The sequence below is a fragment of the Pseudomyxococcus flavus genome, assembly GCF_050038885.1.
GTDB lineage: Bacteria > Myxococcota > Myxococcia > Myxococcales > Myxococcaceae > Myxococcus > Myxococcus flavus.
In genome coordinates this window covers 2,043,498-2,062,906 of sequence record NZ_CP143624.1, presented here as the reverse complement: position 1 = coordinate 2,062,906, position 19,409 = coordinate 2,043,498, and the positions used below count along the sequence as shown (strand labels likewise).

Here is a 19,409-nt window from a genome sequence, read left to right as displayed (position 1 = left end):
AGGCGTCACGAGGTGTCGCGTCGCGTCGTGGAGTGGGGCAGACTGCGGTCATGCCTCGGCTGCGCCGCATGCTCTTCCTCGTACTGGCCACCTTCGGAACGCTGTACCTCGTGTTGTGCGTGGCGGCGTTCGCGCTGCAGCGCTCCCTGCTCTATCCGGCGCCCAGAAGGACGCCGCCCCTGGAGAACATCGAAGGCTTCAGCCGACTTCCCCTCGGCGAGGGCCTGTACGTGGACCTGTTCTACCTGCCCGCGCCTCCCGGTGCGCCGACGGTGGTGCACTTTCACGGCAATGGTGAAGAGTTGCTGGGACAGGTGGGCCTGGGGACCTTGATGGAGGCGCGGGGTCTGGGCTTCCTGGCCGTCGAGTATCCAGGCTACGGCGCATCACCCGGCAGTCCCACGGAACAGGACATCTACGCCGCCGCGGAGGCCGCGCTGACCTGGCTGCGCGCGAAGGGCGTGACGGCCCAGCAGACGGTGCTCAGTGGCCGCAGCCTGGGGACGGGCGTGGCGGTGGAGATGGCGCGCCGAGGACACGGCGCCCGGGTCATGCTGGTGAGCCCCTACACGTCCATCTCCGACATCGCGGCCATGGCCTTCCCCTTCCTGCCCACGCGACTGTTGATGCGCGACCGGTACGACACCGCCTCCAAGGCCACCTCCGTGAAGCTGCCCGTGCTCATCATCCACGGCGAGGAGGACACGCTCATCCCCGTCGACATGGGACGCCGGCTGGGCAAGCTCTTTCCCCAGGCCGTGGTGGAGACGGTGGCCGGGGCAGGGCACAACGATGTCCTGGAGGACCCCGGCAAGGTGTTCAAGAACCGGATGGCGTCGTTCGCGCTCGGGCAGCCCTGAGCTCGGGCGGGTGATGAAAGCTTGACGCTGTCTGTCATTGTTTTCGGGCTGACAGCTCTTGCCCCGTGTCTGGTTTCAAGGCGTGCCGGGTGGAAGAGTGGCGGGCGCTTCATCCCCCATTCGACTGCGAGGGTATTCCCATGCGAAGCGCCATGGCCGTGGTGGTGTCGTTGAGTGCGTCGTTCCTGCTGGCCTGCGGACCTGTCATGGAGCCTGGTGAGGGCGACGCGCTCCCGGAGACCGCTACCGACACCGACTCCCTGTCCCTCATCGACCCTGTCTGTGGCGACGGCGTGTGCTGCATGGAGCGCATGTCGGAATGCCCGTCCGACTGCCCCTGGGGAGATGGGGGACTCGGCAACACGCATTGTTACATCACCCCCTGAGCGGTCCCGGAGCTCGAGCTGTCACGGTGTCGCGGGACGCGGAGGCTTGCCCTTCGCGGCCCGTGCCGGGGCCTCTCGTGTGGCCTCGGGAGATGTGAGGTTCTCCTCGAGATGGTCGAGGAAGGCCGACAGCCGCCGGCTCGGGCTGCGGCCCGCCGTGTGGACCGCGTGCAGCTCCGTCGCGGGGAGCGCGAACGGCTCGAGCACGGGGACCAGCCTTCCCGCCTGGAGGTCGGCCTCGGCGTCGCAGGCCGTCTTCAGGATGACGCCCGCGCCCTCCAGGGCCCAGGCGCGGAGCACGCCGCCGTCATTGGCCATCCGGTCCCCTGAGACGCGCACCTGGAATGTCCGCCCCGCCTCGTCGCGAAAGGGCCAGCTCGACTGGGGCGCACCGCGCCGGGCGAGCACGAGGCAGTTGTGGCGCGCCAGCTCGCTGGGGTGCGTGGGCGGTGGATGCCTGGCCCAGTAGGCGCGCGCGGCGCACACCACCCGGCGGCTGGTGAAGATGCGGCGCGCCGTCAGGCGCGAGTCCGTCAGGGGACCGAAGCGCAGCGCCACGTCGATGCGCTCCTCGATGAGGTCGACCACGGTGTCGCTCAGGAGCAGCTCGATGCGTACGCCGGGGTGCATCCGCAGGAAGCGGTGGACGAGCGGGGCGATGCGGGACCGGCCGAAGTCGTTGGTGGTGCTGATGCGCAGGCGCCCGGTGAGGGCGCCGCGCTGGCCGGTGACGGCGCTCTCGCTCTCCGCGAGGTCCGCGAGGATGCGCAGGCAGTCCTCGCGGTAGCGCTCCCCCTCCGAGGACAGTGACAGGCGGCGCGTCGACCGCGCGAAGAGCTGGACCCCGAGCCGAGCCTCGAGCTGCTGGAGCGCCAGCGTCACGGTGGACGGTGCGACCCCTCGGGCGCGCGCCACCGCCGCCAGGCTTCCGCGTTCCGAAATCTCGATGAAGAGCTGCATGGCGTCGAAGCGATCCATTCTTCGACGCTATCGAATGATGATTTCGAGCGGGCGTGGATTGTTTTCCGCCTCGCTGCCCGCGATGTATGGGCCAAGGAGACCTTGCATGAGCAACGTTCCTCGGAAAGCGCACGCCCTGGTGGCGGGCGGCCTGGGTGTCATCGGCCGCAATCTCGTGGAGCACCTCACGGCCCAGCCCGGCTGGCGTGTCACGGCGCTGTCGCGGCGGACGCCGGATTTCGAGACGGCCGCCCGCTTCCTCTCGGTGGACCTGACCGATGCCGACGCCACGCGCGCGGCGCTGGCGGACCTGGAGGACGTCACCCACGTCTTCTTCGCCGCCTACCAGGAGAAGGCGGACCCGCACGAGCAGGTGGCGGTGAACCTCGCCATGCTGCGGAACCTCACGGAGGCCGTCGATGCGAGCGCTCCGACGCTCCGGCGCGTGGTCCTCTACGAGGGTGCCAAGTACTACGGCGCGCACCTGGGTGCCTTCGTCACGCCCGCGCGGGAGGACGACCCGCGGCACATGCCGCCGAACTTCTACTACGACCAGGAGGACTACCTCCGTGCCCGGGCCGCCGGCCGGCCGTGGGACGCGGTGGTGCTCCGGCCGGACGTGGTGTGTGGCTTCGCCCTGGGCAATCCGATGAACCTGGCGATGGTCATCGGCGTCTACGCGGCCATCTCCAAGGAGCTGGGGCTGCCGCTGCGCTTCCCGGGGACGGCGGAGTGCTACGGGCGGCTCGCACAGGTGACGGACGCCCGGCAGCTCGCCGTGGGCTCCGAGTGGGCGGCGCTGAAGGCGCCGGGCGGGGAGGCGTACAACCTCACCAACGGCGACATCTTCCGCTGGAACCGGGTGTGGCCCGCCTTCGCGCGGCACTTCGGCATGGAGCTGGCGCCACCGCAGACCCTCTCCCTGCGGGAGATGATGGCGGACAAGGCACCGGTGTGGCGCCGCATCGTCGAGAAGCATGGGCTGGTCGACGTGCCCTATGCGCAGCTCGCCGCCTGGCCCTTTGGCGACTTCATCTTCCGGTGCGACTGGGACGTGATTACCTCCACCACCAAGATTCGGCAGGCGGGCTTCGGCGACGTCGTCGACAGTGAAGCGATGTTCCTCCGCCTCTTCCGCGAGTTCTCCCAGCGCAAGGTGTTGCCATGAGCCAGACGGAGGTGGACACGGACCGCCTGGGAAACCAGCGGCTGGCGTATGGCCTCGCGCGCATCGGCCTGGGGCTCAACATCGCGCTGCACGGGCTCGTGCGGCTCCCCAACCTGACGGGCTTCGCGGCTGGCATGCGCGACTCCTTCGGGCAGAGCCCGCTGCCGCCGTCGCTCGTCTACGCGGTGAGCCTGGCGATTCCCGTGGCCGAGGCGCTCGTCGGCGTGCTGCTCCTGGTCGGCGTGAAGGTCCGGAGCGTCCTCGTGGCCGGCACGCTGATGATGCTCCTGCTGATTGGCGGCGCCTGCTCCGCGCAGAACTGGAACGCGGCGAGCATCCAGATGATCTACCTCGGGTTCTACGTGGTGCTCATCGCCACCGTGCATCTCGACCACCTCTCCCTCGATGCGTGGCGGCGCGGAGGCGCCCCAGCGAGCGGGACTCAACCGTAAAGGAAGTCACTGATGGCTTTGTCGTTTGGGGCGCCCGGAGCGAAGGGCGGCGAGTCCGAGCAGCTCATCGGCGAGTGGATGGCGGCCCGGGGGAATCGGAGCAAGGTGCTCGTCGCGACGAAGGTCGCGAAGTGGAAGGCGCAGCCGGGCCTGTCCGCCGCGAACATCCGCGCCGCCATCGAGGGCTCGCTCAAGCGTCTCCAGACGGACTACGTCGACCTCTACTACGCGCACGAGGACGACCCGAAGGTGGAGCAGCCCGAGTACCTCGCGGCGTTCGACGCCCTGGTGAAGGAAGGCAAGGTCCGCGCCCTGGGGCGTCGAACTTCTCGCCCGAGCGGCTCGCCTCGGCGCTCGCGTTCTCCCGAGGCAATGGGCTCCGCGCCTTCGAGGTCTCCCAGGACCACTGGAACCTCGTCGAGCGTGGGCCCGAGAGCACCCTGGTGCCCCTGCTGGAGAAGGAGGGCCTGAAGGAGCTGCCGTACTGGTCGCTCGCGTCGGGGTTCCTCACCGGCAAGTACCGGCCAGGACAGAAGGTGGCGTCCTCACGCGCGGGGGCCGCGGAGGCCTACCTGTCCCAGCCTCGGAACCTGACCCTGCTCGCTGCCCTGGACGAGGTGGCGGCGGCACACCGCGTGTCCGTCACGGCCGTCTCGCTGGCCTGGCTGCGTGCTCAGCGTGTCGTCGGCGCGCCCATCTCCAGCGCGCGGACCCTGGAGCAGCTCGGGGCCCTGTTCGAGCCCGCGAGGCTCACGCTGTCGCCGGACGAGGTCGGCAGGCTCTCCGCCATCACGGCGCCGTAGTCTGGGGATTGCGCCCTGGCTTGCCGGGGCCCACGCCGGCTCCTACGCTCCCCAGCGCCGGCACGGCCTTCGTGCCCGCGCTGACCGGGAGCCCGCCGCATGTCCACCTCCACCTCACCTGTCATCGGCATCATCGGCGGCAGTGGCCTGTACCAGATAGACGGACTGACGGACGTCGAATGGAAGAAGGTGACTTCTCCCTTCGGCGAGCCATCGGACGAGCTGTGCTTCGGCATGCTCGGGGGCCACCGCGTGGTCTTCCTGCCGCGTCACGGCCGGGGGCACCGGCTGGCCCCCACGGACATCAACTTCCGCGCGAACATCGACGCGCTCAAGCGCAGCGGCGTGACGGACCTGCTCTCGCTGTCCGCGGTGGGCGGCCTGCGCGAGGAGTACCCGCCGGGCACCTTCGTCATCGTGGACCAGTTCATCGACCGGACCTTCGCCCGGGAGAAGAGCTTCTTCGGCACGGGGCTGGTGGCCCACGTCTCCATGGCGAAGCCCGTGTGCTCGCGGCTGGGCGACGCGGTGATTTCCGCCTGTGAGGGCCTGGGCGTCGTCGTGCGCCGGGGCGGCACGTACCTGGCCATGGAGGGGCCGCAGTTCTCCTCCAGGGCGGAGAGCCACGTGTACCGGAGCTGGGGCTGCGACGTCATCGGCATGACGAACATGCCGGAGGCCAAGCTCGCCCGGGAGGCGGAGCTCTGTTACGCGACGGTGGCCATGGTCACCGACTTCGACTGCTGGCACCCGGACCATGACGCCGTCACCGTGGACCAGGTCGTCTCCGTGCTGCTGGGCAACGCGGGCAAGGCGAAGGGGCTGGTGAAGAACGTGGTGCCCCTGCTCGGCGCGCACGCCGGGCCGTGCGAGCAGGGATGCCAGAAGGCCCTGGAGCACGCCATCATCACCGCGCCCTCGGCCTGGGACGCGGGGATGGTGGAGAAGCTGTCCGCCGTGGCCGGACGGGTGCTGCGCAAATGAAGGTCCATGGCAAGCCGATGCGCTCCATCTGGCTCGCGCCCGGCGGCGAGGCCGCGGAGGCCATCGACCAGACGCGGCTCCCGCACGCGCTCGTCACGGTGCGGCTGGGGATGCTGGAGGCCGCCGCCCACGCCATCCGGAGCATGCAGGTGCGCGGCGCGCCGCTCATCGGCGCCACCGCGGCCTACGGCGTCTGGCTGGCCCTGCGCGCGGACGCCTCCGACGGCGCGCTGGAGCACGCCCTCACGGTGCTGCGCGGCACCCGGCCCACCGCCGTCAACCTGCACTGGGCGCTGGACGATATGCGGCAGGTGCTTGCGCCGCTGCCGCCCTCCGAGCGCGTGGCCGCCGCCCTGCGCCGCGCCGAGGCCATCAGCGACGAGGACGTGGCCATCAACCGCGCCATCGGCGCGCATGGCCTGAAGCTCCTGGAAGAGGCGTGGGCGCGCAAGGGGCGGCAGGGTCGGCTCGAGGTGCTCACGCACTGCAACGCCGGCTGGCTGGCCACGGTGGACTTCGGCACCGCGCTGTCGCCCGTGTACCAGGCGCACGACGCGGGCATCCCGGTCCACGTCTGGGTGGACGAGACGCGCCCGCGCAACCAGGGCGCCCAGCTCACCGCGTGGGAGCTGGGGCAGCACGGCGTGCCTCACACCGTCATCGCCGACAACGTGGGGGGCCACCTCATGCAGCACGGGCAGGTGGACCTGTGCATCGTCGGCACGGACCGCACCACGGCCCAGGGCGACGTGGCGAACAAGATTGGCACCTACCTCAAGGCGCTGGCGGCGAAGGACAACGGCGTGCCCTTCTACGTGGCGCTGCCGTCGCCCACCATCGACTGGACGCTGCGGGACGGCGTGCGCGCGATTCCCATTGAGCAGCGCGACGGCACCGAGCTGAGCGACGTCACCGGGCGCCTGGCGTCGGGCGAGGTGGCCACGGTGCGGATTACGCCGGAGGGGAGCCCCGCGGCGAACTACGCCTTCGATGTGACACCCGCGCGCCTGGTGACGGCGCTCATCACCGAGCGAGGCGTGTGTCCGGCCACCGAGGCGGGCCTGCTGTCGCTCTTCCCGGAGCGGCGGGGGAGGGCGTCATGAGCGGCGCGTGGGAGCACCTCGCCTTGCGCGAGCTGATGATTGCCACCGCCCGGCGGATGAACGCGTCGTCGCTCAACCAGGGCACCTCCGGCAACCTGAGCGTGCGCGTGGAGGGCGGCTTCCTGCTGACGCCCACCGGCATGGACTACGACACGCTGGTGCCGGAGGACCTGGTCTTCATGCGCCTCGACGGCAGCCACGAGGGCCGGCGGAGCCCGTCCTCGGAGTGGCAGCTCCACCGCGACATCCTGGCCGCGCGCCCGGAGGTGGGCGCGGTGCTGCACGCGCACTCCATGTTCTGCACCACGCTGGCGTGCCTGCACCGGGACATCCCCGCCTTCCACTACATGGTGTCCGCGGCGGGAGGCACCGACGTGCGCTGCGCGCCCTACGCCACGTTCGGCACGCCGGAGCTCGCTCGCAACGTGCTGGCCGCGCTGGAGGGGCGCAAGGCGTGCCTGATGGCGAACCACGGCATGGTGGCGGTGGGCAGGGACCTGGCGGCGGCCTTCAAGCTGGCCGTGGAGGTGGAGACGCTGGCCGCCATGTACTGGCGGGCGCTCCAGGTGGGCGAGCCGGTGCTGCTGGACGGCGCGGAGATGGCGCGCGTCCTCGAGAAGTTCAAGACGTACGGCCAGCAGCCGGCGCTCCCGACGCCCGAAGGGTGAGCACCGTCACCTCCGCGGGGACGCCGATGCGGAAGGGCAGCCAGTGCCCGGTGCCGCCCGACACGTAGAGCTGGTGGTCGCCCTGGCGGTAGCGGCCCAGCATGTACTTGAAGGCGAACCAGAAGGCCGGGACGCCCAGGAAGGCGACCTGCCCGCCGTGGGTGTGGCCGGCCAGCGTGAGCCGGGCGCCGCGCTCGGCGGCGAGCGGGAAGAAGTCCGGGTGGTGCGTCAGGCAGAGCACCACCTCGCCCGGCGCGACGTCGCGGAAGGCGACCTCCGCGGACTCCTGCATGCGTTCGGCCTTCACCCGGTGGCTGCGCCCCGACATGGGGTAGTCCACGCCCACCACGCGCACGCGCTGCCCGGCGTGCTCGAAGGCATGGGACGCGTCCACCAGCAGGCGCACGGGGCCGCCGCGCGCCTCCACGTCTGCGTAGGCCCGGCGGATGGCGCGCAGGCCGCGCCAGTGCTCGTGGTTGCCCAGGATGGCGAGCATGCCGTGCGGGGCCTTGCACTCCGACAGCGCGGCCATGGTGCCGTCGAGCTGCTCCAGGTCGTCGATGAGGTCCCCCGTCATCACCTGGAGGTCCACCTGGGCGTCGTTCATCGCCCGCACCGCGTCCTGCAGGTAGCGGGTGTCGATGAAGGTGCCCACGTGGACGTCCGTAATCTGGCCGATGCGGAAGCCGTCCAGGGCCGGGGGCAGGCCGGGCAGCCGGATGTCGACCTCGCGGATGGAGAACTGCGCGTTGCCGTTGGCCAGGCCCACCGAGCTGGTCCCCGCCGCCAGCAGCGGCACCGCGCGGCCGGCGTGGGTGAGGAGGTTGCGGCGGCCCAGGTTCACCGGCGCGGGAGTGGCCTCGGCGGCCTGCGCTTGCTTCCGGGCGGGGCGCTCCAGCCACCTGCGCAGCAGGAGCAAGGGCGCGCCGACCAGCACCACCATGATGATGGCGACGGACCACCCGACGGAGAAGACGCGCAGGGCCGCGTCGCCCACCGGGAGCTGGGCATGGCGGCCGGCCACCGCGGAGTAGGCCCACGCCACCAGCGACAGGAAGGTCCCGCCCACGAAGACACCCAGGCGCCACCTCTGGAGGAGGCCAGGCCACAGCGACCGGAGCACGGCCCAGGCACCCACGTTGAAGACGAGGAGGAACAGCAACCTGCCCATTTACGGTGCTCCCTTGACGTTGGGGGGAGGAGTCATAGCCGGAGAGGGTGACTTGCGCCGCAGGAAGCGACCGGAGGGCAGGGTGAGCGGTGTCATCGGACGGGAGCGCGGGCAACCAGTCGGTGGAGAGGCCCTCTGCCGGGCTGCCCACCTGGGTTGACCCCACTACGCGTGGAACGGAGGTTCCATTCCAATGAATACGGGGCCGCTCCAGGTGGCGGGTCGCGCGGACTGGAGCGGAGCGCCCCGGGCCCGTCAGCCCCGGCCGGGGCTGGCCATGCGCAGATGTGCGTGCAGCGTCTCCGTGCGCAGGTAGAGGAACTGGGCGTCGCCGAAGGCCAGCGCGTCGCCGTCGTTGAGCATGCGTTCCTGGTCCGGCTGCAGGGCCGAGGCGTTGACCCAGGTTCCATTCATGGAGCCCGCGTCGCGTACCGAGCAGTCCCCGGCCGCCGCGTGCCACCGCAGCGTCGCGTGGTGCTTGGACACGGACGGCTCGGGAACCACCAGCGCGCAGCCCTCGATGCGTCCCACCGAGAGCTCCTGTCCGTCCACCTCGGGCCGGAGGAAGTGAACCTCCAGGGCGTCGAAGCCGCGCAGCATCACGAAGAGCCGGTCCACGAGCCGGCTGCGGTGGGCCATACCCACCGTACGTGCCTCGCCGAGGCGCATGGCCACCTGCTGGAAGACGGGCTCGGGGGGTTGCTGGACCAGCACGACGCGGCCCGAGGCATCGAGGAAGGCCTCCAGGGTTGCCAGGGCGAACGGGCGCAGTTGCTTGACGGACGGCATGGTGCCCGCACCTTAAACCGCGCTGCGGAATCCGGGCACTCGACCGCCATGGGCGCGCGCCAACTGTCCACCGTCTGTCGGGTGCTCCCTTCGCCTGCTCGCCCGGGGCGCCGTGGCCGCGTGCCATGACGCACGCCACCTTTCACACGCCCGTGACGTCCGCTTTCATCGAACCGGGGAGCAGACGAGCACTCCGCGAACCCATCAGGAGCGACAACATGAGAATGCGGATGAAGCGCTACGGGGCAGGGCTATGGGCGGTGCTGCTGCTGGCGGTGACCCCCGCCTGCGGCGATTCGGATGAAGGCACGCCACCACCGGATGCCGGCACGGGCGTCCCCGATGCGGGACAGCCCGACGCGGGCGCGGAGCTGCCGCCCCTGGTGGTGCCCACGGGCTGCAACCCGCTGGCCTCCGAGCATGACTGTCTGCTGCCGTACCCCTCGGATTACTACCTCCAGGAGGATGCGGCGCTCCCGTCGGGCCACCGCGTGCGGCTGACGGAGGCGGCGAAGCTGAAGACGCAGGGTGGCACCGTGTTCGACTTCACGGACCTCCACCCGGCGGATGGCTATTCCCACGGCTCGCAGGTGCTCGCGCTCTTCCCGGGGGGCGTGGACGGCGCGAGCCTGCCCTCGGTGTCGAGCCCCACGGCGGAGACGAGCGGGAGCACCGTGTTCCTCGACGCGGAGCGGGGCGAGGGCGTGCTCCACTTCGCGGAGCTGGACCCCCGGGCGCCGGATGATGCGCGCCGGGCGCTGCTGCTGCGTCCCGTGGCGCGGCTGCGCAACTCGGCCCGCTACATCATCGCCCTGCGAGGGCTGACGGCGAAGGACGGCACGCCGGTGCCGGTGCCCGAGGGCTTCCGGCGCATCCGCGATGGCGAGACGGCTGGAGACCCGCTGCTGGCGCCCCTGGCCGCCCGGTACGAAACCGAAATCTTCCCGGCGCTGGAGGCCGCCGGTGTGCCGCGCTCGGAGCTCCAGCTCGCGTGGGACTTCACCACCGAGTCCGAGGAGAACGTCACGCGGGACATGCTGGACGTGCGTCGCCTGGCCATGGAGGCGATGGAGGCCACGCCGCCCGTCGTCACGGTGTCGGAGGTGCGGGATGACGTGGACGCGAACGTGGCCCGGCGCATCACTGGCACCCTGCGCGTCCCGCTCTTCCTGGAGAGCGACCAGCCGGGAGCGCTGCTCGCGCGCGACGAGGAGGGCCGCGTGCGCCGCAACGGAGACGCGGAGGTGCCCTTCACGCTCCAGATTCCGCGCAGCGTGTGGGGCCAGGGTGTGGCGCCGGTGCGCTTCCTCCAGTACGGCCACGGCTTCTTCGGGCGGCAGGCCGAGGCGGATGGCTCCTTCGTCCGGCCCTTCATCCAGGCCACGGGCATGGTGGTGCTGACGGTGGACTGGTGGGGCATGTCGCAGGCGGATGCGCCGGGCGTGCTCCAGGCGATGGCGGCCGCCCCCGACCAGACGATGCGCTTCACCGACCGCGTGCACCAGGGCATGGTGAACCAGATGGCCGTCACCTACGCGGCGCGGACGACGCTCGCCGCGCTGCCGGAGCTCCAGGACAATGGCGTGCGCGTCTACGACCCGGAGCAGACGTACTTCTACGGCATCAGCCAGGGCCACATCCTGGGAGGCACGTACGTGGCGCTGTCGCCGCATGTCTCGCGGGCGGTGTTCAGCGTGGGCGGGGCGGACTTCTCGCTGATGATGTTTCGGGCGCGGCCCTTCAGCATGTTCCTGGGCGCCATCGCCCAGGCGGTGCCCGACGCGCTGGACCAGCAGAAGTTCGCCGCGCTGACCCAGACGGTGTTCGACCGCATCGACCCGCTCACCTACGCGCCGCACGTCCTCAATGACCTGTACCCCGGCGCACCCGCGTCGCGCCGGGTGCTGGTGCAGTACGGCCTGGGCGACGCGCAGGTCCCCAATGTCGCCACCGAGCTGCACGCCCGGGCCATGGGGCTGACGCAGCAGCTTCCTTCCACGTGGCGCGTGCCCATGCTCCCAGCGGAGGAGGGGACGGTGGATGGCTCGGCGCTGGTGCAGTTCGACTTCGGCCTGCCGGCGCCGCTGCCCGGCACCTTCGCGGACCTGCCCGCCGAGGACAACGCCGTCCACGAGGGCGTGCGCCGGGACGATGACGGCCGCGAGCAGGTGGACCGCTTCCTGCGGCCAGACGGCCAGGTGGAGACCACCTGCGGCGGCGTCTGCTTCGGCGGCAACTGAGCTCGAAGTCGAAACGTTGGTTTGACGCGCACGAAGGGGGGCCCGCTCACGCCAGGGGCCCCCCTTCTTCACTTCAAGCTCAGTAGATGCACTTGAGTCCGAGGTTCAGCACGAACGGGACACCGGTGTTGACGTAGTTGTCCATCGTGCCCGTGGAGTAGCCGAAGTCCTGGCAGACCCGGTTGATGGACAAGCGCAGGTACCACCACGAGGTCAGCGGCGGGTTCAGGCCATGGAGGAACGGGTACCGGGGGTCATCGTTGTCGACACCGCGACGCACCACGTAGGTGCTCGAGATGCAGTTCAGTCCGACGAGGTCCGCCGACGTATCGTGGAAGCCCGTGAAGAAGCCCGTCGCCGTCGTGGAGCCGCACTCACGATCCGCGATGGCCCCCGCGTTGTATGCCGCCTGCGAACTGAGCGCGGTGGAGTTCCCATCCCAGAGGGCCCACGCCCGCACGTCACTGCCGGGGACGTCCTGCCAGGTCACCATGTCGTGGGTGAAACAGTGGATGCCCATCAGCTCACCGGCCTGCTCGCCGGTGTACATCCCTCGGGCATAACCGTGCTGGGCACATACCGCCTCCGCGCTCCGGTTCGCGTAGTCCCATTTCACGTCGTGACGGTTCGTGATGGGAAAGCCCGCCGCGCTCCGCATGGCGGCCGTCGTATCGAAGAAGACAGTCCCGGCGAATGCCGGGACCGAGACGAGCACGACGATGGCGGACGCAAGGGCTGTCACGAGCTTGGGAATTCGCAAGGCTCCAAACATGCTTCTCTCTCCTGGAAGGGACATCGGTTGATGTCGCCAAGAGATATACGAAGCCCTGGCATTTCCTGGTCATCGCCGGATGCGGCGCGCTGCACGAATTTCATGCAGTCGGATTCACGGACGAGCGTCGCATGCAATCCATGAACAGTTCCATCTGTAGGCAGTGGCGAAGTGATAGCCATCGCCCTCCCCATCGATGACATCCCATTGATGATTGCGAAGATAGTATTCCCGCGTGCCGCAGGCCTGCCAGCTCGGGCAAGGAGCGTAGGTTGCACTGGACTGGAAGAACCACCAATGCTCTCCCGCGAAGATGGGCCAGACTTCTCTGAGGACATTGTCGTATGAGCGCCGCATCGTTACGCTCCCCCGATAGGGAGCGAGCTCTGCGAAGGAGGTCTTGGCGTTCGAAGCCGTCCCCCCATTGCCGGTTCTGTTGGGCAAGCAGTCGGAACGGTCTCCGCTCTTGAAGCAAACGGTATCTCTCCAGAGTTGGCCATCGGTCCCCGTCCAGGACTGGGTGACGGATGGGAGGTCGTCTCCGGGAGGCCCGACATGCTCCAGGGCAAATCCTTCCAAGGCTGTCGGGTCGTGCGTGCGGGAGGAGGCGGCGCTCTCTCTCCGCGCTTCGGCCTGGACCAGGGCTTCTGGCGGCGTGGCGCCTCCCGTGAGCCGCCGATAGAGCTCGACTGCGGAGTGCCCTGCAACATCCATGTCCCGCAGGAGGCGTCCATTCTCAATGGGCGCGCGCTCCGCGATGAGGATGCCGCCGGCCTGCGGATCGTAGAACTCGACGAAGTGCTCCGGTGCTATCTCGACACGCGCAACAAGGTGGTTCAGTTCATCGAGCTTCGGGCGCAGTTTCCGCACGGCCTCTCGCGCAGCCTCTGGATCCGTCTCATAGAGCCGGTCGAGTTGCTGGAGGGTCACTTGCGCTTCCGTCAATGAGGAGGGCGCGAGGCTGATGAGGGCTTGCGCTCCTTCAGGAGTATCGCTGCATCCTGTCGGCACCAAGACAACCGTCAGCAGAAATCCCAACCAGGATGGACATTTGCTCTTCATTGTGTGTCCTCCAAGGCTTCGACTCAGAGACAACGCACCGCTGTCCGACCTGCGACCTCGTGCGCACGGTGCTCTTGCTCGGTGAGAAACTCTTGCGTCTGGAGGTGCCGTTTGGATGGTCTGGTAGGTAGGCGAATTCGGTCAACGCCTGGGGCGTGACGTGTGTGTTTGGGGAAGTCTCTGGGTTCGGTAGTCGACAACCACCCATTCGCGGTGGGGACCGTGTGGACGTGGCCATCTCAAACGACCACCACTTGGCGGCTCAGCACCACGGTACTCACTGCACATACCCGCTCAATAGAAGGCAGGCTGTCATCTGTTGGGGGGCTTTATGCGAAAGGCGAGTCGGTTGCCTCGGCGCATGGGCATGCCGTGGCGAGACTCAGTGGCATGGAAATGAAAGCGCCTCCGCGTGGAGCCCTTGCCCGCGCGGAGGCGCCTTTCTGTCGAGGTTGATGCCCATTCGCTCGTGAGCATCCGGCGGTCCTGGAGGGCAATGCCTCCGCTTCCAGCGCCGTGCGCGACCTACGTCCCGACCTCCTGCTTCAGGTTCTTGAGCAGGTGGTCACCGTAGTCCTCGCGCAGCTTCGTCTTGAGGAACTTGCCGGTCGAGGTGCGTGGCACCTGCTGGACGAAGACGTAGTCATCCGGCAGCCACATCTTCGAGAACTGGCCGGCCAGGTGCGCGGTCAGCTCCTCCTTGGTGACGCTCTGTCCCTCCTTCAGCGCGACCGCGGCCAGCGGGCGCTCGTCCCACTTGGGGTGCTTCGCGGCGAAGACGGCCGCCTCCAGGACTGCAGGGTGCGCCATCAACGCGTTCTCCAGCGCGACGGAGGAGATCCACTCGCCGCCCGACTTGATGACGTCCTTGCTGCGGTCGCAGATGCGGACGTAGCCCTGCGGGTCGATGGTGACGACGTCACCCGTCTTGAACCAGCCATCCTGGGTGAAGCGGTCCGCGCCCTCGTCGCTGAAGTAGGACGACGCGACCCACGGGCCGCGGACCTCCAGCTCGCCCATCGTCTCTCCATCCCAGGGTAGGAGCTTGCCGTCGTCGCTGGCGACGCGCGTCTCCACGAAGGGCAGCGCGAAGCCCTGCGACGCGCGCGCCGACGCCTGGGCCTCCGGCGCGGCCTGCCGCATCGGGCCCTTCAGCTTCGCCATGGTCCCCACGGGGCTCATCTCCGTCATGCCCCAGGCGTGGACCACCTCCAGCCCGTGCCGCTGGCGGAAGCCTTCAATCAGCGCCGGAGGCGCCGCCGAGCCGCCAATCAGCATGGACCGCATGCTGCTCAGGTCCCACTTGCCCGGCGACTGGTCCAGCAGCGCCAGGATGCCAATCCAGATGGTGGGCACGCCGCCCGCCATCGTGACCTTCTCCGCCGCCATCAGGTCCAGCAGGGACGGCGGGTCCAGGTGCGGCCCGGGGAACACCAGCTTCGCGCCCGTGAGGATGGTGTCGAAGGCCAGGCCCCACGCGGCGGCGTGGAACATGGGCACCACCGGCATCACCGCGTCCACCTCGCGCATGCCCGTCACGTCCGCCATGCAACACGCCATGGCGTGCAGCACCGTGGAGCGGTGGCTGTAGAGCACGCCCTTGGGGTTGCCCGTCGTGCCCGACGTGTAGCAGAGCATCGACGCCGAGTTCTCATCGAGCTCGGGAAAGTCGAAGCGCGGCGACTCGGCGGCCAGCAGGGCCTCGTAGTCGAGCATCCCCTCGGGCGCCGGGCCCGCGTCCGGCACCACGATGACGTGGCGGATGCTGGGCACCGCGTCCTTGAACTTCTCGAACAACGGCAGCAGCGAGCGGTCCACCACCACCACGGTGTCCTCGGCGTGCCGCGCGATGTAGCCCAGGTCGTTCGGGTGCAGCCGCAGGTTGAGCGTGTGCACCACCGCGCCCATGCAGGGCACGCCGTAGTACACCTCGAGGTGCCGGTAGTGGTTCCAGCTCAGCGTGGCCACCCGGTCGCCGGCCTTCACGCCCAGGCGTGTCAGCGCGTTGGCGAGCCGGCACGTGCGCTCGTAGAAGTCCGCGTACGTGTAGCGGTGCAGCGACTTGTCCGGGTTGCGGCTGACGATTTCCGAGCGGGGGAAGAACGTCCGCGCACGTTCCAGGAGGTGGCTCAGCGTGAGCGGGAAGTCCATCATGCGGCCAGGCAGCATCGGCACCCTTCCTTGTGAACGGGGAGAGGTACCGATGCTAACGGAGCGCGTGGCGCCGCATCATCCGCGCTCCGTGATGTCGCGCCGCGTCAGCCGAAGAAGACCTGGGCGACCTCGAAGAACTCCTGCGGCACGCGCTTCAGCTCGCGGGTGGCGTCGGCCAGGTCCACGCTGATGATGTCGTTGCCACGCAGCGCGGCCATCTTCCCGAACTCGCCGCGGGCCACCATGTCGCAGGCATGGACGCCGTAGCGGGTGGCGAGCACGCGGTCATGCGCGGTGGGCGCGCCGCCACGCTGGATGTGGCCCAGCACGGACACGCGCGTCTCGAAGCCGGTGCGCCGCTCGATTTCCTGCGCCAGGATGGTGCCCACGCCGCCGAGCCGCGGCCTGCCTGCCTCGTCGAGCGCGCCGCTGGTGACGAGCTGCTCCTGCTGATCCGCGGACAGCTTGATGCGCGTGCCCTCCGCCACCACGACGATGGAGAAGGTGCGGCCGCCGGCGTGGCGGCGCTGGATGTGCTCGGCCACCTTCTCCAGGTCGGCGGGAATCTCCGGCACCAGGATGACGTCCGCGCCGCCAGCGATGCCCGCGTACGTGGCAATCCAGCCCACGTGACGGCCCATCACCTCGCAGACGATGACACGCTTGTGTGACTCGGCGGTGGAGTGGAGCCGGTCGATGGCCTCGGTGGCGATGGCCACCGCCGTGTCGAAGCCGAAGGTGAAGTCCGTGGCGTTGATGTCGTTGTCGATGGTCTTCGGCACGCCGACGATGCGCAGCCCTTCCTGGGACATGCGCGTGGCGGCGGACAGCGTGCCCTCGCCGCCGATGGCGATGATGGCGTGGATGCCATTGCGCTCGACGGCGCGCTTGACGCGCTCCAGGCCATTCTCGACCTTGAACGGGTTGACGCGCGAGGTGCCCAGGATGGTGCCGCCCCGGTGGAGGATGCCGGACGTGGTTTCACGCGTGAGGCGGAAGTGGTTGTCCTCCAGCAACCCCTTCCAACCATCTCGGAGGCCCATCATCTCGAAGCCGTGGGCGTTGGCGCGGCGGACGACGGCGCGGATGACGGCATTCAGGCCGGGGCAGTCGCCCCCGCCGGTGAGCACGGCGACTTTCATGGAGAAACGTTCTATCGCGCCCGGCGACGGACGCGACGCCCAAGTTTCGACGAGCGCTCACCCGGGGACCTTCCAGCCACTCGCGGCGGGCGCCTCGGGACGGTCGCGCTGTCGTTGTCCGCGGGAAGTGTTGACAAGTCGCGTTATCGACAGGCTCGGACCCGCATTCGGGGCTCCTGCCGGTGGGCCATGCCACCGCTGCCAGCGCTGGCTGGGGCGCGATTCAGCGGCGGGCCCGGAGCGCATGCCCTGGATGGGCCTGGGCGGCGTGCCTATGTTCCGGGCCTGGCTTCGGGGAGTGAGACACTGGTGAACATCCGCGTTTTCGATTCCGAACGGGAGGCCGCCGTCGCGTGCGCCCAGCGAATCGCCAGCGCGGTGGCGGCCCGGCCGTCGCTGGTGCTGGGGCTGCCCACGGGGCGCACGCCGCTCAACGTGTACCGGGAGCTGGTGGGGCTCTACCGGCAGGGCCGGCTGGACCTGTCCCAGGTGCGCACCTTCAACCTGGACGAGTTCCTCGGCATCTCCGCGGACGACGGGGGCAGCTTCCGCGCGTACATGGAGCGGCACCTCTTCCAGCACGTCAACCTGGCGCCGGAACACATCCACTTCCTGGACGGCGCCACGGCGGACGCGGAGGCGGAGTGCGAGCGGTACGACGCCCGGATTGCCGAAGCGGGCGGGTTGGACCTGGTGCTGCTGGGGCTTGGGGCGAACGGGCACCTGGCCTTCAACGAGCCCTCGGACGGCCTGCGGGCGCGGTGCCACCGGGTGCGCTTGAGCCGCGAGACGCGCGAGGCGAATGCGATGCTCTTCGGGGACGACGCGACCCGCGTCCCGCTGGAGGCGCTCACGCTGGGCATGGCCGGCCTCCTCCAGGCCCGGCGGGCGGTGCTGCTGGCCTTCGGCGAGGCCAAGGCGGCGGCGGTGCGCGCCATGGTGCGGGGCCCCGTGTCGCCGCGCTGTCCCGCCTCCTTCCTCCAGCTCCATCCGGACGCGGAGGTGTGGCTGGACCCGGCGGCGGCGCGCGCGCTGGCGTGAGGCAACTCGGGGACGTGCATTTGCGATAATTGCACACAGGGCTTTTCCTCCGCATCCGGACCGTGGATGCGGCTGCCCCGCAGCCCTCCACTCCCCCTGGAACAGCGACATGTCCTCGATTGGAAGCGCCGGTTCCCGTCCGTCGTCCTCCCCCCAGACCCGGACGGTGGAGCCCAAGGTGGCGCAGAAGTCACCCAGCGAGGCCAGGCCGCAGCCCCAAGGGAATGCCGTGAAGAACGCGGTCGCCGGTCGCTTCCGCGACGGCTTCGACACCGCGCCGCGCGGGGCGGCCCCCTCGCGCAAGCCGGTGTTGTCGGAGGTGGATGGTTTCGTCGCGGGGGCGGGGCAGAAGGCGGAAGCCCCCGCGCCGGCGAGCCCTCCTTCCTCGGCTCGGGCGGTGGCGCCGACGGTGTCCACCGACGCCGCGGGCCGCACCGTGGTGGAGCTCTCCAGCGGTAACGACACCGCCACCGTCTCCCAGACGGCGGACGGCGGGCTCCAGGTGCGCTCGGGGGGCAACACGGTGACGCTCACCGCGGAGCAGGCGCGGACGGCCGTCATCCGGGGCGGTGACGGCAACGACACCATCACCGTGGACGCGAGCGTCACCCAGGGCGTGCGCATCGAAGGGGGCGCGGGCGACGACACGCTGGTGGGCGGCGCGGGCGACGACATGCTCGACGGAGGAGAGGGCGCCGACGTCATCCGAGGGGGCGCCGGCAACGACTCGCTGCGCGGCGCGGGCGGCGACGACTACCTGGACGCGGGCGCCGGGGATGACCGGCTGTACGGCGGCGAGGGCCGGGACGTGATGTATGGCCTGGACGGCAATGACCGCATGTCCGGCGGCGCGGGGCGCGACTACCTGGACGGAGGCGCGGGCAGTGACTTCGTCTCCGGGGGCGACGGCGATGACCAGGTGCTGGGCGGCCGTGGCGACGACGCGCTGGTGGGAGGCCGGGGCAACGACGCGGTTGCGGGAGGCCTGGGCCGGGACACCGTCCGGCAAGATGCCGGCGACGACACGCTCTACGTGCAGGAAGACGACGACGTGCGGGAGCTGGAGGCCGGCGATTCGCGGCAGGTGGTCGACCTGTCGGACGCGGAGACGCTGGGCCGCTCCGTGTCGGTGACGGGCAACGCGGACTTCACGGCCCGCGTGCAGTCGGACCTGGACGCGCTCCGCTCGCTGCCGGAAGGGCAGGCGCTGCTGCGCCGGCTGGATGGCAGCGGCCGGTCCACGACCATCCGCGAGACGACCCGGGGCAACACCGCGGGCGCCACGAACTTCAATGACGGCTACATGGGCACGGACGGGAAGCCGGGGAAGGGCACCGACTCGCAGGTGAACTACAACCCGTCGCGCATCTCCCTGGGCGACGAGGAGTGGATGAGCCGGCCGCCGGTGGTGGGCCTCTTCCACGAGCTGATTCATGCCTCGGACTTCGTCACGGGCACGCTGCCGCGCGGGGAGACGGACGGCGTCATCAACGTGGAGCAGTCCACGGTGGGCCTGCCGTATGACCACGACGGAGACCCGAGCACGCCGCGCATTGAGGCGGACCGCTCCACGGAGAATGACCTCCGCGACGAGCTGAACCTGCCGACGCGGCCGCGCTACTAGCCCGAAGGTGCCGGCATGAGCGCACCCGGC

General features: G+C 69.8%; 17 protein-coding genes and 1 pseudogene. 11 read left to right on the top strand and 7 right to left on the bottom strand.

The window, feature by feature from the left end; genetic code table 11:
- Window positions 1-50 precede the first annotated feature (50 nt).
- Together VZL07_RS08670 and VZL07_RS08665 are read left to right on the top strand one after the other, a co-directional pair.
- A complete protein-coding gene (locus tag VZL07_RS08670) occupies window positions 51-860 on the top strand; it encodes an alpha/beta hydrolase (protein WP_426754882.1) in 810 nt (269 codons plus the stop codon).
- A 140-nt stretch (window positions 861-1,000) separates the two neighbouring features.
- On the top strand, window positions 1,001-1,246 hold the full coding sequence (locus VZL07_RS08665; RefSeq protein WP_426754881.1) for a hypothetical protein: 246 nt from the start codon (window positions 1,001-1,003) through the stop codon (window positions 1,244-1,246).
- Window positions 1,247-1,267: 21 nt separating this feature from the next.
- Here the strand turns inward: VZL07_RS08665 and VZL07_RS08660 are convergent, their stop codons facing one another.
- Complete coding sequence (locus VZL07_RS08660; RefSeq protein ID WP_426754879.1) at window positions 1,268-2,224, bottom strand: LysR family transcriptional regulator; 957 nt, start codon at window positions 2,222-2,224, stop codon at window positions 1,268-1,270.
- Window positions 2,225-2,312: 88 nt separating this feature from the next.
- Between VZL07_RS08660 and VZL07_RS08655 the strand changes: the two genes are divergently transcribed.
- From VZL07_RS08655 to VZL07_RS08630, 6 genes and pseudogenes are all read left to right on the top strand, one after another.
- Window positions 2,313-3,374: an SDR family oxidoreductase gene (locus tag VZL07_RS08655; RefSeq protein WP_426754878.1), complete on the top strand. Its 1,062-nt coding sequence runs from the start codon at window positions 2,313-2,315 to the stop codon at window positions 3,372-3,374.
- Window positions 3,371-3,826 carry a MauE/DoxX family redox-associated membrane protein gene (locus VZL07_RS08650; RefSeq protein WP_426754877.1) on the top strand — a complete coding sequence of 152 codons (456 nt, stop codon included), beginning with the start codon at window positions 3,371-3,373 and terminating at the stop codon, window positions 3,824-3,826. The genes VZL07_RS08655 and VZL07_RS08650 overlap by 4 nt, the downstream gene beginning before the upstream one ends.
- Before the next feature lie 12 nt (window positions 3,827-3,838).
- Window positions 3,839-4,629: pseudogene (locus VZL07_RS08645) on the top strand (aldo/keto reductase).
- Between the two features lie 99 nt (window positions 4,630-4,728).
- The gene (locus tag VZL07_RS08640; protein WP_426754876.1) at window positions 4,729-5,613 is read left to right on the top strand and encodes an S-methyl-5'-thioadenosine phosphorylase; all 885 of its coding nucleotides are present in this window, start codon (window positions 4,729-4,731) and stop codon (window positions 5,611-5,613) included.
- Window positions 5,610-6,716 (top strand): S-methyl-5-thioribose-1-phosphate isomerase, encoded by a 1,107-nt coding sequence (gene mtnA, locus VZL07_RS08635; RefSeq protein ID WP_426754875.1) that lies wholly within the window; start codon window positions 5,610-5,612, stop codon window positions 6,714-6,716. The genes VZL07_RS08640 and mtnA overlap by 4 nt, the downstream gene beginning before the upstream one ends.
- Complete coding sequence (locus VZL07_RS08630) at window positions 6,713-7,384, top strand: class II aldolase/adducin family protein (protein WP_426754874.1); 672 nt, start codon at window positions 6,713-6,715, stop codon at window positions 7,382-7,384. Before mtnA ends, VZL07_RS08630 begins: the two co-directional genes overlap by 4 nt.
- Here VZL07_RS08630 and VZL07_RS08625 read toward each other — a convergent pair.
- Together VZL07_RS08625 and VZL07_RS08620 are read right to left on the bottom strand one after the other, a co-directional pair.
- Entirely contained in the window at window positions 7,338-8,555 is a 1,218-nt protein-coding gene (locus tag VZL07_RS08625; RefSeq protein ID WP_426754873.1) for a metallophosphoesterase, read from the bottom strand. The two genes, VZL07_RS08630 and VZL07_RS08625, sit on opposite strands and share 47 nt — an antisense overlap.
- Window positions 8,556-8,810: 255 nt before the next feature.
- Window positions 8,811-9,344 carry an FHA domain-containing protein gene (locus VZL07_RS08620; RefSeq protein WP_426754872.1) on the bottom strand — a complete coding sequence of 178 codons (534 nt, stop codon included), beginning with the start codon at window positions 9,342-9,344 and terminating at the stop codon, window positions 8,811-8,813.
- A 218-nt stretch (window positions 9,345-9,562) separates the two neighbouring features.
- Between VZL07_RS08620 and VZL07_RS08615 the strand changes: the two genes are divergently transcribed.
- Window positions 9,563-11,584: a hypothetical protein gene (locus VZL07_RS08615; protein WP_426754871.1), complete on the top strand. Its 2,022-nt coding sequence runs from the start codon at window positions 9,563-9,565 to the stop codon at window positions 11,582-11,584.
- A 79-nt stretch (window positions 11,585-11,663) separates the two neighbouring features.
- Here VZL07_RS08615 and VZL07_RS08610 read toward each other — a convergent pair whose 3' ends face one another.
- The 4 genes from VZL07_RS08610 to VZL07_RS08595 form a co-directional block, all read right to left on the bottom strand.
- Entirely contained in the window at window positions 11,664-12,356 is a 693-nt protein-coding gene (locus tag VZL07_RS08610; protein ID WP_426754870.1) for a hypothetical protein, read from the bottom strand.
- Between the two features lie 114 nt (window positions 12,357-12,470).
- A complete protein-coding gene (locus VZL07_RS08605; RefSeq protein ID WP_426754869.1) occupies window positions 12,471-13,418 on the bottom strand; it encodes a hypothetical protein in 948 nt (315 codons plus the stop codon).
- A gap of 525 nt (window positions 13,419-13,943) precedes the next feature.
- Window positions 13,944-15,587, bottom strand: coding sequence for a long-chain fatty acid--CoA ligase (locus VZL07_RS08600; protein ID WP_426754868.1), 1,644 nt, complete (start codon window positions 15,585-15,587; stop codon window positions 13,944-13,946).
- An 89-nt stretch (window positions 15,588-15,676) separates the two neighbouring features.
- Window positions 15,677-16,714 carry a 6-phosphofructokinase gene (locus VZL07_RS08595; RefSeq protein WP_426754867.1) on the bottom strand — a complete coding sequence of 346 codons (1,038 nt, stop codon included), beginning with the start codon at window positions 16,712-16,714 and terminating at the stop codon, window positions 15,677-15,679.
- 309 nt (window positions 16,715-17,023) lie between these two features.
- Here VZL07_RS08595 and nagB point away from each other — a divergent pair, with 309 nt between their 5' ends.
- Together nagB and VZL07_RS08585 are read left to right on the top strand one after the other, a co-directional pair.
- Window positions 17,024-17,755, top strand: a complete 732-nt coding sequence (nagB, locus tag VZL07_RS08590) for a glucosamine-6-phosphate deaminase (RefSeq protein ID WP_426754866.1) — start codon at window positions 17,024-17,026, stop codon at window positions 17,753-17,755.
- 109 nt (window positions 17,756-17,864) lie between these two features.
- Window positions 17,865-19,379, top strand: a complete 1,515-nt coding sequence (locus tag VZL07_RS08585) for a M91 family zinc metallopeptidase (protein ID WP_426754865.1) — start codon at window positions 17,865-17,867, stop codon at window positions 19,377-19,379.
- Window positions 19,380-19,409 lie beyond the last annotated feature (30 nt).

Coding starts and splice junctions, on each gene's coding strand:
- VZL07_RS08670 (WP_426754882.1), top strand. CDS start 51: ATGCCTCGGCTGCGCCGCATGCTCTTCCTCGTACTGGCCACCTTCGGA.
- VZL07_RS08665 (WP_426754881.1), top strand. CDS start 1,001: ATGCGAAGCGCCATGGCCGTGGTGGTGTCGTTGAGTGCGTCGTTCCTG.
- VZL07_RS08660 (WP_426754879.1), bottom strand. CDS start 2,224: ATGGATCGCTTCGACGCCATGCAGCTCTTCATCGAGATTTCGGAACGC.
- VZL07_RS08655 (WP_426754878.1), top strand. CDS start 2,313: ATGAGCAACGTTCCTCGGAAAGCGCACGCCCTGGTGGCGGGCGGCCTG.
- VZL07_RS08650 (WP_426754877.1), top strand. CDS start 3,371: ATGAGCCAGACGGAGGTGGACACGGACCGCCTGGGAAACCAGCGGCTG.
- VZL07_RS08640 (WP_426754876.1), top strand. CDS start 4,729: ATGTCCACCTCCACCTCACCTGTCATCGGCATCATCGGCGGCAGTGGC.
- mtnA (WP_426754875.1), top strand. CDS start 5,610: ATGAAGGTCCATGGCAAGCCGATGCGCTCCATCTGGCTCGCGCCCGGC.
- VZL07_RS08630 (WP_426754874.1), top strand. CDS start 6,713: ATGAGCGGCGCGTGGGAGCACCTCGCCTTGCGCGAGCTGATGATTGCC.
- VZL07_RS08625 (WP_426754873.1), bottom strand. CDS start 8,555: ATGGGCAGGTTGCTGTTCCTCCTCGTCTTCAACGTGGGTGCCTGGGCC.
- VZL07_RS08620 (WP_426754872.1), bottom strand. CDS start 9,344: ATGCCGTCCGTCAAGCAACTGCGCCCGTTCGCCCTGGCAACCCTGGAG.
- VZL07_RS08615 (WP_426754871.1), top strand. CDS start 9,563: ATGAGAATGCGGATGAAGCGCTACGGGGCAGGGCTATGGGCGGTGCTG.
- VZL07_RS08610 (WP_426754870.1), bottom strand. CDS start 12,356: ATGTTTGGAGCCTTGCGAATTCCCAAGCTCGTGACAGCCCTTGCGTCC.
- VZL07_RS08605 (WP_426754869.1), bottom strand. CDS start 13,418: ATGAAGAGCAAATGTCCATCCTGGTTGGGATTTCTGCTGACGGTTGTC.
- VZL07_RS08600 (WP_426754868.1), bottom strand. CDS start 15,587: ATGCTGCCTGGCCGCATGATGGACTTCCCGCTCACGCTGAGCCACCTC.
- VZL07_RS08595 (WP_426754867.1), bottom strand. CDS start 16,714: ATGAAAGTCGCCGTGCTCACCGGCGGGGGCGACTGCCCCGGCCTGAAT.
- VZL07_RS08585 (WP_426754865.1), top strand. CDS start 17,865: ATGTCCTCGATTGGAAGCGCCGGTTCCCGTCCGTCGTCCTCCCCCCAG.